Source organism: Sulfurospirillum sp. UCH001, from assembly GCF_001548035.1.
Classification (GTDB): Bacteria; Campylobacterota; Campylobacteria; order Campylobacterales; family Sulfurospirillaceae; genus Sulfurospirillum.
Genome location: NZ_AP014723.1, coordinates 2,376,824 through 2,391,268, shown reverse-complemented (window position 1 = coordinate 2,391,268; position 14,445 = coordinate 2,376,824). Strand labels below are relative to the sequence as shown.

General features: G+C 40.6%; 16 protein-coding genes. 11 read left to right on the top strand and 5 right to left on the bottom strand.

Annotated elements, in window-relative coordinates; translation table 11 throughout:
* Positions 1-87: 87 nt before the first annotated feature.
* The 8 genes from folE (at position 88) to UCH001_RS11925 (ending at position 6,447) form a co-directional block, all read left to right on the top strand.
* Positions 88-663, top strand: a complete 576-nt coding sequence (folE, locus tag UCH001_RS11960) for a GTP cyclohydrolase I FolE (RefSeq protein WP_067178142.1) — start codon at positions 88-90, stop codon at positions 661-663.
* On the top strand, positions 663-1,967 hold the full coding sequence (fliI, locus tag UCH001_RS11955; RefSeq protein WP_067178140.1) for a flagellar protein export ATPase FliI: 1,305 nt from the start codon (positions 663-665) through the stop codon (positions 1,965-1,967). Before folE ends, fliI begins: the two co-directional genes overlap by 1 nt.
* A 92-nt stretch (positions 1,968-2,059) precedes the next feature.
* Positions 2,060-3,250 carry a NifS family cysteine desulfurase gene (locus tag UCH001_RS11950; protein WP_067178139.1) on the top strand — a complete coding sequence of 397 codons (1,191 nt, stop codon included), beginning with the start codon at positions 2,060-2,062 and terminating at the stop codon, positions 3,248-3,250.
* Between the two features lie 25 nt (positions 3,251-3,275).
* Positions 3,276-4,265 carry an iron-sulfur cluster assembly scaffold protein gene (locus tag UCH001_RS11945; protein WP_067178137.1) on the top strand — a complete coding sequence of 330 codons (990 nt, stop codon included), beginning with the start codon at positions 3,276-3,278 and terminating at the stop codon, positions 4,263-4,265.
* A gap of 59 nt (positions 4,266-4,324) precedes the next feature.
* Complete coding sequence (locus UCH001_RS11940; protein ID WP_067178134.1) at positions 4,325-4,546, top strand: MoaD/ThiS family protein; 222 nt, start codon at positions 4,325-4,327, stop codon at positions 4,544-4,546.
* 3 nt (positions 4,547-4,549) lie between these two features.
* On the top strand, positions 4,550-4,996 hold the full coding sequence (locus tag UCH001_RS11935; RefSeq protein ID WP_067178129.1) for a molybdenum cofactor biosynthesis protein MoaE: 447 nt from the start codon (positions 4,550-4,552) through the stop codon (positions 4,994-4,996).
* Positions 4,993-6,207 carry a molybdopterin molybdotransferase MoeA gene (locus UCH001_RS11930; RefSeq protein WP_067178128.1) on the top strand — a complete coding sequence of 405 codons (1,215 nt, stop codon included), beginning with the start codon at positions 4,993-4,995 and terminating at the stop codon, positions 6,205-6,207. Before UCH001_RS11935 ends, UCH001_RS11930 begins: the two co-directional genes overlap by 4 nt.
* A gap of 33 nt (positions 6,208-6,240) precedes the next feature.
* The gene (locus tag UCH001_RS11925; protein ID WP_067178127.1) at positions 6,241-6,447 is read left to right on the top strand and encodes a CPXCG motif-containing cysteine-rich protein; all 207 of its coding nucleotides are present in this window, start codon (positions 6,241-6,243) and stop codon (positions 6,445-6,447) included.
* A gap of 63 nt (positions 6,448-6,510) precedes the next feature.
* Here UCH001_RS11925 and UCH001_RS11920 read toward each other — a convergent pair whose 3' ends face one another.
* From UCH001_RS11920 to UCH001_RS11900, 5 genes are all read right to left on the bottom strand, one after another.
* Positions 6,511-7,938 carry a DASS family sodium-coupled anion symporter gene (locus UCH001_RS11920; RefSeq protein WP_067178125.1) on the bottom strand — a complete coding sequence of 476 codons (1,428 nt, stop codon included), beginning with the start codon at positions 7,936-7,938 and terminating at the stop codon, positions 6,511-6,513.
* A gap of 79 nt (positions 7,939-8,017) precedes the next feature.
* Entirely contained in the window at positions 8,018-8,482 is a 465-nt protein-coding gene (locus tag UCH001_RS11915; protein ID WP_067178124.1) for a threonine/serine exporter family protein, read from the bottom strand.
* A complete protein-coding gene (locus UCH001_RS11910; RefSeq protein WP_231963936.1) occupies positions 8,476-9,186 on the bottom strand; it encodes a threonine/serine exporter family protein in 711 nt (236 codons plus the stop codon). Before UCH001_RS11910 ends, UCH001_RS11915 begins: the two co-directional genes overlap by 7 nt.
* 138 nt (positions 9,187-9,324) lie before the next feature.
* Entirely contained in the window at positions 9,325-9,744 is a 420-nt protein-coding gene (locus UCH001_RS11905) for a YqaA family protein (RefSeq protein WP_067178119.1), read from the bottom strand.
* Positions 9,745-9,747: 3 nt separating this feature from the next.
* Positions 9,748-11,064, bottom strand: coding sequence for an MFS transporter (locus UCH001_RS11900; RefSeq protein ID WP_067178117.1), 1,317 nt, complete (start codon positions 11,062-11,064; stop codon positions 9,748-9,750).
* Positions 11,065-11,265: 201 nt separating this feature from the next.
* Here UCH001_RS11900 and UCH001_RS11895 point away from each other — a divergent pair, with 201 nt between their 5' ends.
* The 3 genes from UCH001_RS11895 to UCH001_RS11885 all read left to right on the top strand — a co-directional run bounded on the left by UCH001_RS11895 (position 11,266) and on the right by UCH001_RS11885 (position 14,408).
* Positions 11,266-12,339, top strand: a complete 1,074-nt coding sequence (locus UCH001_RS11895; protein WP_067178115.1) for a murein transglycosylase A — start codon at positions 11,266-11,268, stop codon at positions 12,337-12,339.
* Between the two features lie 160 nt (positions 12,340-12,499).
* Entirely contained in the window at positions 12,500-13,090 is a 591-nt protein-coding gene (gene rdgB / locus UCH001_RS11890; protein ID WP_067178113.1) for an RdgB/HAM1 family non-canonical purine NTP pyrophosphatase, read from the top strand.
* Positions 13,091-13,193: 103 nt separating this feature from the next.
* Positions 13,194-14,408, top strand: a complete 1,215-nt coding sequence (locus UCH001_RS11885) for a saccharopine dehydrogenase family protein (protein ID WP_067178108.1) — start codon at positions 13,194-13,196, stop codon at positions 14,406-14,408.
* The last annotated feature ends 37 nt before the right edge of the window (positions 14,409-14,445 follow it).

The window sequence follows — 14,445 nt, the reverse complement described above, 5'->3', positions numbered from 1 at the left end:
AAAATTGCTTTTAAGTCGCTTTTTATCCATTAAAAAGCAAAATAGAGATAAAATATCTCGTCTTAATTTTAACAGAAGTGAATCATAATGCACAGACAAGAAGAGTTTGAACAAGCTGTCAAAACCATGCTCGAAATTATCGGTGAAAACACCAATAGAGAAGGGCTCTTAAAAACCCCAACGCGCGTATTTAAAGCGTATGAGTACATGACTCAAGGCTATCATCAAAGCCCCAATGAAGTGTTGGGAGAAGCGCTTTTTGAGAGCGACAATAATCAAATGGTCCTTATTAAAGATATTGAATTTTATTCGATGTGTGAACATCACCTTCTACCGATTATTGGACGTGCGCATGTAGCGTATATTCCCAATGGAAAAGTCGTAGGACTTTCTAAAATTCCACGTATGGTAGACATCTTTGCGCGTCGTCTTCAAATTCAAGAACAACTTACCGAACAAATTGCAAAAGCGATTGATGATGTTATCGCTCCTAAAGGAGTGGGCGTTGTCATTCAAGCACGTCATATGTGTATGGAGATGCGCGGCGTTGAAAAAACGCATTCCAATACTACGACATCAGCACTTCGAGGGCTCTTTCTTAAGGCAGATACGAGAAAAGAGTTTTTCGATATCATTAACGCACCACAGGCAAATCGCTACTAATGCCACTCACTCGTCTTAGAGAAAAACTTCACGGCAAAAGCCTTTCTCCTATGTTTGGTACGATTACTAAAATTAGCTCCACAACCATTGAAGCGATGGGGCTAAGACCAAGCATTGGAGATATTGTCAAAATTGTCTCTTTAGATGGGAACAAAAGTGAACTCGGTATGATTACCGAAGTCGATCGTAACTCCTTTTTTATCTCTCCTTTTGGTTTTATCGAAGGTTTTAAAATCGGCGATAAAGTGTTCATTAGTGAACAAGGGATGATGATTCCTGTCGGCGAAGAGTTGCTGGGTCGCGTTGTTGATCCGTTTATTCGCCCCAAAGATGGCAAAGGAACGGTAGGTGCAACGTCAATGGCACCCATTATGAAAGCGCCACTTGACCCGATGAAAAGAGGACTCATTAATGAGCCGTTTCGTGTCGGTGTAAAAACCATTGATGGACTCTTAACCTGCGGAAAAGGCCAAAAAATGGGAATTTTTGCAGGAAGTGGTGTTGGTAAATCTACCTTGATGGGAATGATCGTAAGAGGGAGTGAAGCACCCATTAAAGTGGTTGCGCTCATTGGTGAGCGTGGACGTGAGGTCCCTGAGTTTATTGAAAAAAACTTGGGTGGCAATCTTGAAAACACTGTCATCATTGTTGCAACCAGCGATGACTCGCCATTGATGCGAAAATACGGTGCTTTTACAGCGATGAGTATTGCGGAGTACTTTAAAAATCAAGGTAAAGATGTCCTTTTTATGATGGACTCGGTCACACGTTTTGCGATGGCTCAACGTGAAATCGGATTGGCCTTAGGCGAGCCACCCACCTCAAAAGGTTATCCACCTTCGGTTTTAGCACTCTTACCACAGCTTATGGAGCGCGCCGGAAAAGAAGAGGGCAAAGGTTCGATTACAGCGTTCTTTACAGTATTGGTTGAAGGTGATGATCTGAGCGACCCGATTGCTGATCAATCCAGAAGTATTTTGGATGGTCACATTGTTTTGAGTCGTGAACTCACAGATTATGGAATTTATCCACCGATCAATATTCAAAACAGTGCCTCAAGGGTTATGGGCGATGTGATTAATACAGAGCATAAAAAAGCAGCGATGCGTTTTAAACGGCTCAATTCCATTTTAAAAGAGAACGAGGTTCTCATTCGTATTGGTGCATATGAAAAAGGCAATGATAAAGAGCTCGATATAGCGATCAGTAAAAAAGAGAAGATGAATGGTTTTTTACAGCAAGACCCTGACGAGGTTTTTGAATTTGATACAACCGTCGCTGAGTTAAAACAGATCATTGCGTAAATTTTTTTAGTATTTTTTAATATAGAAAGTAATAGTATTCAAAAAATTAATTAGGATAAAGTTTATCCTATATAGGATGGAGTGATAAGACGATGAGAGTCTATTTAGATAATAACGCGACAACGATGCTTGATCCAGAAGCATTTGCTCTAATGCAACCTTACTTTTGTGAAAAATTTGGTAACCCAAACTCTTTACATCAATTTGGTAGTGAGAGCCATCCAGCACTTCGCAAAGCTATGGATCAGCTCTATGCGGGTATTAATGCAAGCGATGATGATGACATCGTCATCACTTCCTGTGCTACGGAGAGTATTAACTGGGTCATTAAAGGAATTTATAACGACTATATTTTAAATGGCGATAAAGACCATATTATCACCAGTGAAGTAGAACACCCTGCGGTTGGCTCTTCCTGTAAATTTTTGGAAGAACGCGGTGTTAAAGTGACCTATCTACCTGTGAATACCGACGGTGTTATAAGCGTAGAAGATTTGAAAAATGCCATTACGGATAAAACAGCACTTGTGTCTATTATGTGGGCAAATAACGAAACAGGTATGATCTTCCCTATCGAAGAGATCGGTGCTATTTGTAAAGAAAGAGGCGTATTATTTCATACCGATGGTGTTCAAGCTGTTGGTAAAATCCCAGTAGATGTCAAAAAAGCAAATGTCGATTTTATGAGTTTTTCTGGACATAAATTCCACGGTCCAAAAGGCGTTGGTGGTCTTTATATTCGTGGTGGACAAAGACTAACACCTTTACTTCATGGTGGTGAACATATGGGTGGCCGCCGTAGTGGAACACTGAATGTTCCTGGCATTATTGGTATGGGAAAAGCGATGGAACTTGCTGTTGCTGCACTTGATTTTGAAAAAAGTACTGTAAGACGTCTTCGTGATAAACTTGAAGATGCACTGCTCAAAATTCCTGAGACAATCGTTGTAGGTACAAAAGAACAACGTGTTCCTAATACTATTTTGATTAGTGTTAAAGGTATTGAGGGTGAAGCGATGCTTTGGGATCTTAACCAAAATGGCATAGGTGCTAGTACAGGAAGTGCATGTGCGAGTGAAGCATTAGAGTCTAACCCTGTTATGGAAGCCATTGGTGCGGAAGCAGATTTGGCACATACAGCGCTTCGTTTATCACTTTCACGTTTTACGACTGAAGAAGAAATTGACTATGCGATTGATGTGATTAACAAAGCGGTTGTAAGACTTCGTGCAATTTCGAGTACCTATGCGTATGCCCCAGAGTGGCACGTCAGTAAATTATAATTAAATAACGATAGAGGATAAAAAAATGGCAAAAAATAGTTTGATTGGTGGCTCCATCTGGGAGGAGTACAGCCAAAAAGTACAAGATTTGATGAACCACCCACGTAACATGGGAGAACTCACTGAAGAAGATGCAAAAAACATGGGTGGAAAGCTCATTATTGCAGACTTTGGTGCGGAGAGTTGTGGTGATGCGGTAAGACTTTACTGGATTGTTGATGAAGCAACAGAAATCATCAAAGCGGCAAAATTTAAAAGCTTTGGTTGTGGTACTGCGATTGCAAGTTCTGACACAATGGCAGAGCTTTGTATCGGCAAAACAGTTTCTGAAGCCGTAAAAATTACGAATATTGACGTTGAAAAAGCAATGCGCGATACACCAGATGTTCCTGCTGTTCCACCTCAAAAAATGCACTGTTCTGTTATGGCATACGATGTTATCAAAGCAGCAGCAGCATCTTTTAAAGGTGTAGATGCGGCATCATTTGAAGATGACATTATCGTTTGTGAATGTGCACGTGTAAGCCTTGGAACGATCAAAGAAGTCATTCGTATTAACAACCTTAAAACCGTTGAAGAGATTACGAACTACACCAAAGCAGGCGCATTTTGTAAATCCTGTATCAAACCTGGTGGACATGAAGCAAGAGAGTACTATCTGGTTGATATCTTAAGAGATACCAGAGCAGAGATGGAACATGACCATCTGCTTGCTATTTCTAATGCAAAAATTGAAGGTAGCAATACCATCAACTTTGATGATTTAACTGTTGTTAAAAAATTCCAACAAATCGAAGCAGTTATTGATGAAAATATCCGCCCAATGTTGGTTATGGATGGCGGTAACCTTGAGATTTTAGATATCAAAGAGGGCGATGATAAAATGACTGACGTTTACATTCGCTATCTTGGCGCATGTAGTGGTTGTGCAAGTAGCTCTACAGGCACACTTTTCGCGATTGAAGCTGTACTACAAGAGAAATTAAGTAAAAATATACGAATATTACCTATCTAAATCAGATTGCAGAAGAGGTTAACTCTTCTGCAATTTCTTACATTTTATAAGGAACATTCGTGGCAAAAATCGAATTTTTGGGCCCACTCGGACGCCCTAGTATTGAAGTAGATATTGCAAATCTACAAGAACTCAAAAGCTATTTTAAAGAAGACAAAGAACTCCAAGATTGGCTTGCCATCTGTGCTGTTGCAGTGAACGACACCCTTGTTTGCGACCTTAATATGCCAATTTCCAAAGAAGATAAAATTTCCCTTCTACCTCCTGTTTGTGGCGGGTGAGTTATGCTTGAACTTCACAATGGCCCTTTAGCGGTCAACACGATTTTAGCATCGTGGTATGATCACATTTGCGATAAAAACTATGGTGCATTTATCCCTTTTGTAGGTATCGTCAGAGATGAAGATGGCATAGAGGGGCTTAGTTTTGACATTTACGAGCCTATTTTAAATAGTTGGTTTAATGCATGGCAAGAAAAAGCTAAAGAGCAAAATGCCTATCTTTTGATGGCCCACTCTCGTGGTGATGTGCCAAACCACACATCAAGTTACATTGCAGCAGTAGTATCACCAAAACGTAAAGTTGCTCTTAAAATGATTAATGATTTTGTTGAAGACTTTAAAGCCAATGCGCCAATTTGGAAGTATGACTTGGTAGATGGTAAACGTGTCTATGCCAAAGAGCGCTCACATGTGCTTAGTGGTTTTGGACTCTTAAAGGCAGATGCATGAGTAAAACCTTCCTCCCTTTTGATGAAACACTAAAGGCTCTTGAAGACTCCATCACAACAGAAATGGGCATTGAAAATCTTTTCATCGGTGATGCACTTGGACGCTTCCTTGCTGTTGATATCGTTGCATTGGAAAACAATCCCACCCATACTACCTCTTCAATGGATGGTTATGCCATTCGCTTTGAAGACCAGCAGTTAGGCTCACTTGTCATTAGCGATTTTATCCCTGCAGGGACTGAGACGCATGGTGTGGTGCATAAAGGTGAATGTGTAAAAACCTTTACAGGCACACTAATGAGTGAGGGCAGTGATACACTCATTCCTATTGAAAATGTAGAGGTGAAAGAAGGAAAAATTTACATCACTTCTGCGGTTTCCAAAGGTTTTGCGGTTCGACCTGTCGGGGAGAACTATAAAGCAGGTGAAGTGCTCATCAAAAAAGGCACGAAGATTGGCTTTGCTGAGATTGGTGTGATGGCAGAAATCGGCTTAGTGCAAGTTGAAGTTTTTATGAAACCACGTGTTGCCATCCTCTCTACGGGCAATGAAATTTTAGACTTTGGCGAGCCAAAAGTTTCCAATGCTCAAATTCGAAGCTCCAATCACGTCACTGTTGAAGCCATTTTGAAACAGCTTGGTTGCGAATGTATGCGCTTCAAACTGATCCGAGACGATCGTGATCTTATAGAGAAACAACTTAGACAAGCGCTCATGTGGAGTGACATTGTCATTACCACAGGTGGCGGTAGTGTTGGTGATTTTGACTTTATCCAAAGTATTTTGACCGATATGAAAATCGAAAATATCATCGATGGCTCGTACATGAAACCAGGTCGTCACATTCGTGTTGTGAAAGCAGGACACAAATACATTTACGCGTTGCCAGGTTTTCCGTACAGTGCTTCGGTTTGTACCTTCTTGTTCATCGCTCCATTACTGCGCAAACTCCGTGCGCAAACCTTTGCCCTGCCAACGATAAAAGCATATATGGGTGAACTTTATAAAAAACGCTCCAAATTTGTAGAATTTACCGCATGTAATCTTCGTTTTAATCAAGGACAACTTACTGTTGACTTAGAAGGCAAAAAAGAGGGCAGTAGTGCCATCCTCAATAATCTCTTAGACAATCCCGTTCTTTTACGCGTTGAAAAAGATGTTCAAAAAATTGAAAAAGGCGAGATGGTCGATGTTGTATTGTTAGACTTGTAAGAGTCTAACAATACTCTTTTTCGAAAGGTTTTTATGGACAACGCGCTATTTAATAAAACGATCACCTGTCCTTACTGCTGGGAAAACTTTTCAATTTTTATCGAACCTAGTAGTGAAGTGGGAGAGAGTTATATTGAAGACTGTTATGTCTGCTGTCGCCCTATTGAAATTTACATCGCATCAAAGCATGACGACTTTATAGAGATTCGTGTTAATCGCATAGAAGGGAATGAGTTTTAAGAAATACCTTTAACACCACTACTAAGATAATTTAATAGAACGCCCGATTTTAGGGCTATCGTATTAAAATAGCCCTATCCAACTCCAATAGGTATAAACCATAATCGTACAAAATACAGCCCCAAACAAGCTCATGATGGCTCCCACTTTAATCAACTCGCTTGAGGTGATCTCTTCCGTTGCTAGACCGATGATATTTGGAAGGTTAGAGACGGGGAGTAGGTATTGGTGGAGCATATTCATAGCAACCAAAAGAACAAATGCAGTCACTTGCATACCGGCATTGGCTGGAAGAGCCGCAACAGCGATAGCATGAGCGATAACCACAGGAGTTAAAGCGGTTGTTTTTGGACCTGCACCTGTAAACAAGACTTGAAGGGCTAGCATCAGCCAAATAAAAATGACGACTTGTAGTTTGACATCAAGATTGAGTAAGGGATGAAAAAATGTACTGGCAAGCCACGCAGCAGCACCTGTTTTAACGAGTAATGAACCCATAGATAAGCCAGCTCCATACACGATAAAAACATTCCAAGGGACTTTTTTCTCAGCTTCTTTCCATGTCATGACTTGAGTCGGCACGGGAGCTATCATCGCAGCAACGGCAAGGAGTGCAACAAGCGTGGTGTCAAGTCCATGGAGTTTATCAGTTGCCCATAAAAGAAGTGTCATGATAAAAATGACAAACGTATAAATCTCTTTTGCGCTCATTTTTCCCATCTCGCTTAGCTGTTTTTGCATAACATCTTGACCCGCTGAGATGTCTTTAATGTCAGGTGGAAACATCTTAATAATCATATACGTTGCAATTAAGCCCATAAGTAGGGCTGGTGGCATGCCGATTTTAAACCACTCCATCCAGCCTACGGTTATTCCTGTTGCATTTTTGATGAGGCTGACAGAGATAGGGTTTGCGGCGTGTGAGGTCATAATGCCCATACAGTACATCGTGCCTGCAATGGTGACAATATAAATCAAGCCTTTAACCAACGAACTTTGTCCTTTTTCAACACCAAATGCCAAACCCATCGAGGTGATAATCGGTATAACTAAAAGTGTTTTAGCTGCAAGGGAAGGGATAAAAAAGGTCATAAGAAGGGTTACGAGTGAAATCGCCCAGTATAGATTGATGGCTGATTTTCCAATCTTGCTTACAATGATGAGCGCAAGTCTTTTGGAAAGTCCCGTATCACCCATACAGGCTGCCATTATCATACCTAACACAACAATCCAAACGCCCGTTGAAGAATATCCAATGAGTGCTTCACTCATTTTACCTGCGCCAAAGAGCACTAAAAAAGTGATGATTAAAAAGCCACTTTGCGCGTCATCCAGTGCTTGTGTGATCCAGACAATGATGGCAAAAATGCCAACACCAAGCGCTACTTTTGCTTTAAAATTGAGTCCTGCCATTTCAGGGGTAAGATAAATCATGGAAAGCATGGCGATTAAAGCCAAAACAATAAAAATAATCTTCTTAGTGTTAAACATCTCAACCTCCTGTATGTGTTCTACCTCTTAGATGCACCGTTGAAGTAGCATAGAATAAGAAACCTTAAATTTAATAGTATTAAATAATTGGCTGTTGGCGTTTTGTGTAGTACATGGATGGCAAAACCAGCCCAAATGCAATCGCAAATAAGATACTCACCGCATGCAGACCATTTTCAATAAAGCTTGAAAGTAGGGCATTCGTGACTCCATCGGTATTCATGGAAACCAGGCTTATCATCATCTCATAAGCGTACTTGCCAGGAATCATAGGAATGATAGAGGGAACAGTGTACACAGGGCGAGGCATCACATAGCGTCTTGACCAAAAAACGCCGATAATACCGATGGTAGTTGCCGCGATAAATGTAGAAAGTTCAATGGAAAGATGCTGATAAAGTAACACTTCTCTTACGCCATAAGTCAATGCCCCACCTAAAGCACAAAAAGGTAAAGCAGAACGGGGTACATTAAAAATCATTCCAAATCCCACCGCTGGAATCGCTGCCCAGAGCGCACCCAGCAAAAGCTCGATTATTACCATCCTTTTACCCCCAAAATACCGATTGCAAGCATAATTCCCAGTGACGTCATGAGTGTCAGCAGTGTTGCTTGTGCCCAACGTCCCCATCCCATACTGATGTATCCTTTGAAAGCGTCAAGCATAGCATTGATATAGGGAAACCCAGGAACAAGTAAGAGAACGCTTGAAGAAAGCACAATATTTGCAGTGTCACTTAAACCATGATACAACGAGAGGCTTGCTACAAGTGTGCAGATAAATGCGGTAAATGCAAACACAATGAGCAGAGAATATTTGCGAGATGAGAGCTCCATCCGTACCGCCATACCCACAGCAGAAGCCAAAAATGTGATCCAAAAACCAGCCCAATCTGCACCATGCAAATGGCTAAAAGCAGCACATGAAAGCCCAATAGCAGGGATGACGAGCCATTTTGGGTAATGGTTAGCATGGATATTCTCAATTTTTCGTTCAATCAGCACAATGTCGCGAGGGTTTTGTTCCGCTAAGATACAAATAGAGACAATTTGATGAACAATCGACATATTGATGGGTTGTTCATGAGCCCTTCGTGTGGTGGTTACCGAAGACTCACCGATGAGAGTGGTAAGAACAATGGCTGAGGGAATGAGTGAAATTTCAATGGAAGTACATCCTAGCGCTCTTCCTAAGCGAGAAGCGAGTTGCTCGATAAGACGACTCTCTGCGCCATATTCTAACAGCATGGCAGCAACACGAATGACAAGAGCGGTTATTTTGGTCTGTTGTTCTCGTGAGATCGTAGGAGATCCTTTTGCTTTGAGTTATAAAATCATAGTTAAAAATGGATTAAAATACAAAAAACTTAGAGAAAGATCGTGAAATTATGCGATAGCTAAAAATCCAAGATAGACAAAAATATACCGAGCAAATTTTGCAAATCCTACGATCATGAGAAATTTCCACCATGAATAGCGTACGATACCCGCAACAAAGGTCAGTGGATCTCCGATGATAGGAAGCCATGAGAAGAGAAGACTCCATGCTCCATATTTTTCAAAAACAGATGACGCTTTGATAAGATGCTTTTCTTTCATATAGCCCTTAGATAGGGCAAAGTCAGTAGCATATTTTCCGAGGATATAATTGATAAAAGAGCCTAAAGTATTGCCTAATGTGGCAATGGCTAAAAGAAGAGTAGGGCTTAAGTGTTCACTGAGAAGATAGATAAAAAGCGCTTCGCTTCCACCAGGTAAAAGTGTGGCAGAAGCAAAGCTGGTTAGAAAAAGAGAAAAATAGCTCACAGACTAAGAAAGAACGGCTAAAATTGTCTCTTTGTTGGTTACATTTGTGTCATATTTAACGACTAAAATGCGTTCACTTTCATTGCGATACCATTCGACAACACCGATCACGTGGTGCAAATGCTCTGCACGAACAAGATCAAAGCTATCATAAGAAAGGTAAATGTTTTTGTTGTGACTTGGGTTTTTAAGAGTAGCTATGAGAAATAGCCAGAGAATACAGGTGATGAAGATAACCCATGCAATCTCTTTAATACCAAAATGTTGTAAGAAATAACCACCAAACACACCGCCGATAAATGTTCCAGCATAACCAAATGTGTTAAAAACGCCTAATGCAGCGCCTTTTTGATGCACTTTAGCGTATTTACTTGCCATAGATTGCATTAAAGGCTCATGCATGTTAAAGCCGATGAAGAAGATAACAACACCGACAATAAACCATGGTGCTGCATGTGCATAACCCATCATTACATAGCTGATAGCGAAAAATGCCACACCGATCATGAGCATCTCTTTTGAGCGATGTTTTTTCTCACCTAAAATCGCGGAAGGCCCCATAGCTAGCACACCAAAGACCATTGCTGGTAGATACACCATCCAAAGCTCTTTTTTTGCAAAGCCAAACTCTTGCACCATAATGATAGGAATGACCATAAACGCTAAAGTCATCATGCCCTTTTGAAGCATGTTGGTGATGTTCATGTTCATCAGATTTTTATCTTTGAGGATGTGTTTGAGTTCGGTTTCATCTGCACCGTAATGGTGAACAATTTTTGGAGGATTGGGTACTTTAGTATAAAGTACGATGATCGCAAAAATAGAAAGCGCTGCGGTGATAAAAAAGAGTTTATCCACACCGTAATAGCCGCCAATCACAGAGCCTAACATCATAGAAATGGCAAAACTCGCTGCGATACAGCCACCCATGATCGCCATGGCATGACCTCGTACTTCTTCTTTGACCATGTCGCTGATCATCGCAGTTCCAACAGCGCCAATAGCAGCAGCCCCTTGTAGGAAACGTCCAATCATCAAGCCATAAATGGTTTCGCTGTAGGCACAAATCAGTGAGCCGATAAGAAAGATAACCAGACCAATAAAAATAGTAATTTTACGTCCAATTTTATCAGACATGATGCCAAAAGGAATTTGAAGAAGCATCTGGGTAGCGGCATAACCACCGATGGTAATACCCACTAAAAATTCGTTTGAGCCCTCCAAATGAAGTGCATAAACAGAGAGGACGGGTAAGACGATAAAGAGACCTAAAAAACGGAGTGAAATAATAAGGCTAAGTGGGAAAATAGTTTTAAACATGAAAAGAATATTCCTCGAAATTTAATCAGGACAAATTTTACCCTTGTTAAACTTTGAAAATTCTATAGATTCAGTAAGCCCTTCTTTGTGCAAGGTTGTTTTATGTTATAATTTTTAACATGAATGGTGTTCGAAATGCCATCAAAGCGTGATATAGTTGAAAATGTAAGGTATGAAAGTGCCTTTTTGTAATGGATGGTAATGCGACAAAGTCTCCTTTTTTGTGTATGTTTAATGGTTTTGGTGAGTGGTTGTAGTTTAAAAACAACGTCTCCTTCGCTTCAAGATGAAGCTTTAGTCAGTTCTTTGAAAGAACATAATGAACGCTTTGAAAAGCTTAGTCAAAATGAAAACTTTGATGAGCTCCTCTCTCTTTTCAAGCAAAATTGTACAGCTCCTCAAACGAAGAAAGTGTATGCAAACGTGTGTGAACAATCCCTACACGTCAAAGACGCAAAAGCCTTTTTTCAGAACTCATTTGAGTTGAAAAAAATTGAGCCAAATGAACAGCGTTCAATGCTCACAGGCTATTATGAGCCCTTACTGCATGGTAGTCTTAAAAAAACTGAACGTTTTAAATACCCTGTTTATGGAAAGCCAAAAGATCTTGTTATGATCGTGGGTGAAAATGACAAAAAGATGCGTGGACGTTCCGTCAAGGGAAAGATGGTGCCTTATTTTACACGTGAAGAGATCAACAAACGAAAGTTGAATGCGGAAGTCCTCTGTTATGTGGATGATAAAATCGATCTTTTCTTTATGGAAGTACAAGGTTCAGGTAGAGTGGAACTCACTGATGGGCGTGTTGTTTTTATAGGATATGCTGATTCTAATGGACATGCGTATAAATCATTGGGTCGTGAAATGCTCAATCGTGGCATCTTTGCGAGTGTTGAAGAGATTTCCTTGCAAAGCATTCGTGCATGGCTTGTTGCACATCCAAATCAAATTGATGCACTCTTAAATACCAATCCTAGTTATGTCTTTTTTAGAAAAATGGAACAAAAAGCAACAGGAAGTTTAGGGCTGGTACTAACGCCAGAACGCTCTGTTGCTGTCGATAGAAGTTACATTCCTCTTGGTTCCTTGTTAGCCGTTAAAAGCGAATCACCTAACTACAAAGTAGAGAAGTTTGTTTTTGCGCAAGACACAGGTGGCGCCATTAAAGGACCCAATAGGGCCGATATGTTCATGGGATACGGTGAGCGAGCACAGTGGATAGCAGGTGAGCTGAAAGCTCCTCTTGAAGTATGGATTATGCAACCTAAGTTTTAAACAAAAAATAGGTAAAATTAAAGTTTAGAACTAACCCTTTCTCAACACGGTTGAATCACGACGGGAGCCCCGAAACGCTTATGCTTTTTCGTCCCATCGGCTCAAAGTGTTTCGTGCAGGTTATTCTAAAACTTTTATATGTAGAGTTATGGAGCAACGTTTGAGAATAGTTCTAGCCACATCCAATCAAGGTAAAGTCAAAGAGTTCCAATCATGGATCAGCGAGTATGAAGTCGTTGCATACAGCGATATTATGGAGCCTTTTGAGATTGATGAAACAGGGTCAACATTTAAAGAAAATGCTCTTATTAAAGCGCGTGCGGTGTATGAAAAACTTGAAGATAAAAACGACATCGTTTTAAGCGATGACAGCGGCATCAGTGTGCTTCTTTTAGGCGGCATTCCTGGTATTTATAGTGCTCGTTATGCGGGTGTGAATGCGAATGCCAAAGATAATCTCAATAAACTGATCGCAGCCCTCAAAGACAAAGGTGTGAAAAGAACACCAGCGTTTTATACCGCAGCGATTGCCTTAGTTTGCAAAAAAGGTGAATTTTGTGTACACGGCTGGATGCATGGCGAAGCAATCGCTGAAGCAAGAGGTAACAACGGCTTTGGGTATGACCCAATGTTCATTCCATGTGGATATACTCAAACACTGGGTGAACTGGATGAAAGTGTTAAAAAAGCATTTTCGCACCGAGCACGTGCCCTTGAATTGGCGCATATTGTGATTAATAGTTTGAAATAAAAAAGTAATCAAAAAAACGTAAAATAGACTAGGCTTTTTTGATAATGGCTATGAGACATAGCTCTTATTAAAGAAGCCTCAATGAAAACCTCAAAGGATAGAAATGGCAACAGTATTAATTATTGGTGCAGGCGGTGTTAGTCGTGTGGTCACCAAAAAATGTGCAATGAACAAAGATGTGTTTTCACACATTGTTTTAGCAAGTAGAACCAAATCAAAATGCGATCAAATCGCAGCAGAAATTAAAGAGTCTTTAGGCATTACCATCGATACAGCAGCGATTGATGCGGATGATGTGGATGCACTTGTTGCGCTTATCGAAAAAGTAAAGCCTGCGTTAGTTCTTAACATAGCACTTCCATATCAAGATCTTACCATTATGGATGCGTGTGTTAAAACAAAAGTTCCTTACCTAGACACCGCAAATTATGAGCATCCTGACCTTGCAAAATTTGAATACAAAGAGCAATGGGCAAGAGATAAAGCGTTTAAAGATGCAGGCATCATGGCACTTCTTGGTAGCGGGTTTGACCCAGGTGTTACCAATGTTTTTTGTGCGTACGCACAGCAATATCTCTTTGATGAGATTAACACCATCGATATTTTAGACTGTAACGCAGGCGATCATGGTTATCCGTTTGCAACGAACTTTAACCCAGAGATCAACCTGAGAGAAGTAAGTTCAAAAGGTAGATATTGGGAAAATGGCGAGTGGATTGAGACAGAGCCAGTTTCCGTAAAAATGGTGTGGGATTACCCAGAAGTGGGACCAAAAGACAGCTACCTCCTTTACCATGAAGAGTTAGAATCCCTTGTTCAAAACATCAAGGGACTTAAACGTATTCGTTTCTTTATGACATTTGGTCAAAGCTACCTTACACACATGAAATGTTTAGAGAACATCGGTATGCTTCGCATTGATGAGGTTGAGCACAAGGGCATGAAAATCGTACCAATTGAGTTTTTGAAAACGTTACTACCTGATCCTGCAAGTTTGGGACCTAGAACAGTTGGTTATACCAACATTGGTTGTGTTTTTGAAGGACTCAAAGATGGCAAAAAACGTAAAATCTACATCTACAATGTCTGTGACCACCAAGAGTGTTACCGTGAGACAGGCGCTCAAGCAGTAAGTTACACCACAGGTGTTCCTGCAATGATTGGTGCAAAAATGATGTTACAAGGTAAATGGGCTGGCAAGGGTGTGTTCAATATGGAACAATTCGACGCAAAACCATTTATGGATGAGCTCAATACTCAAGGGCTTCCTTGGAAAATCATCGAAATGAAACCTGAAGAGACTTTCGAAGTTAAATAACTCCACTCGACTCAAAGCTTGGTATATCAAGCTTTGA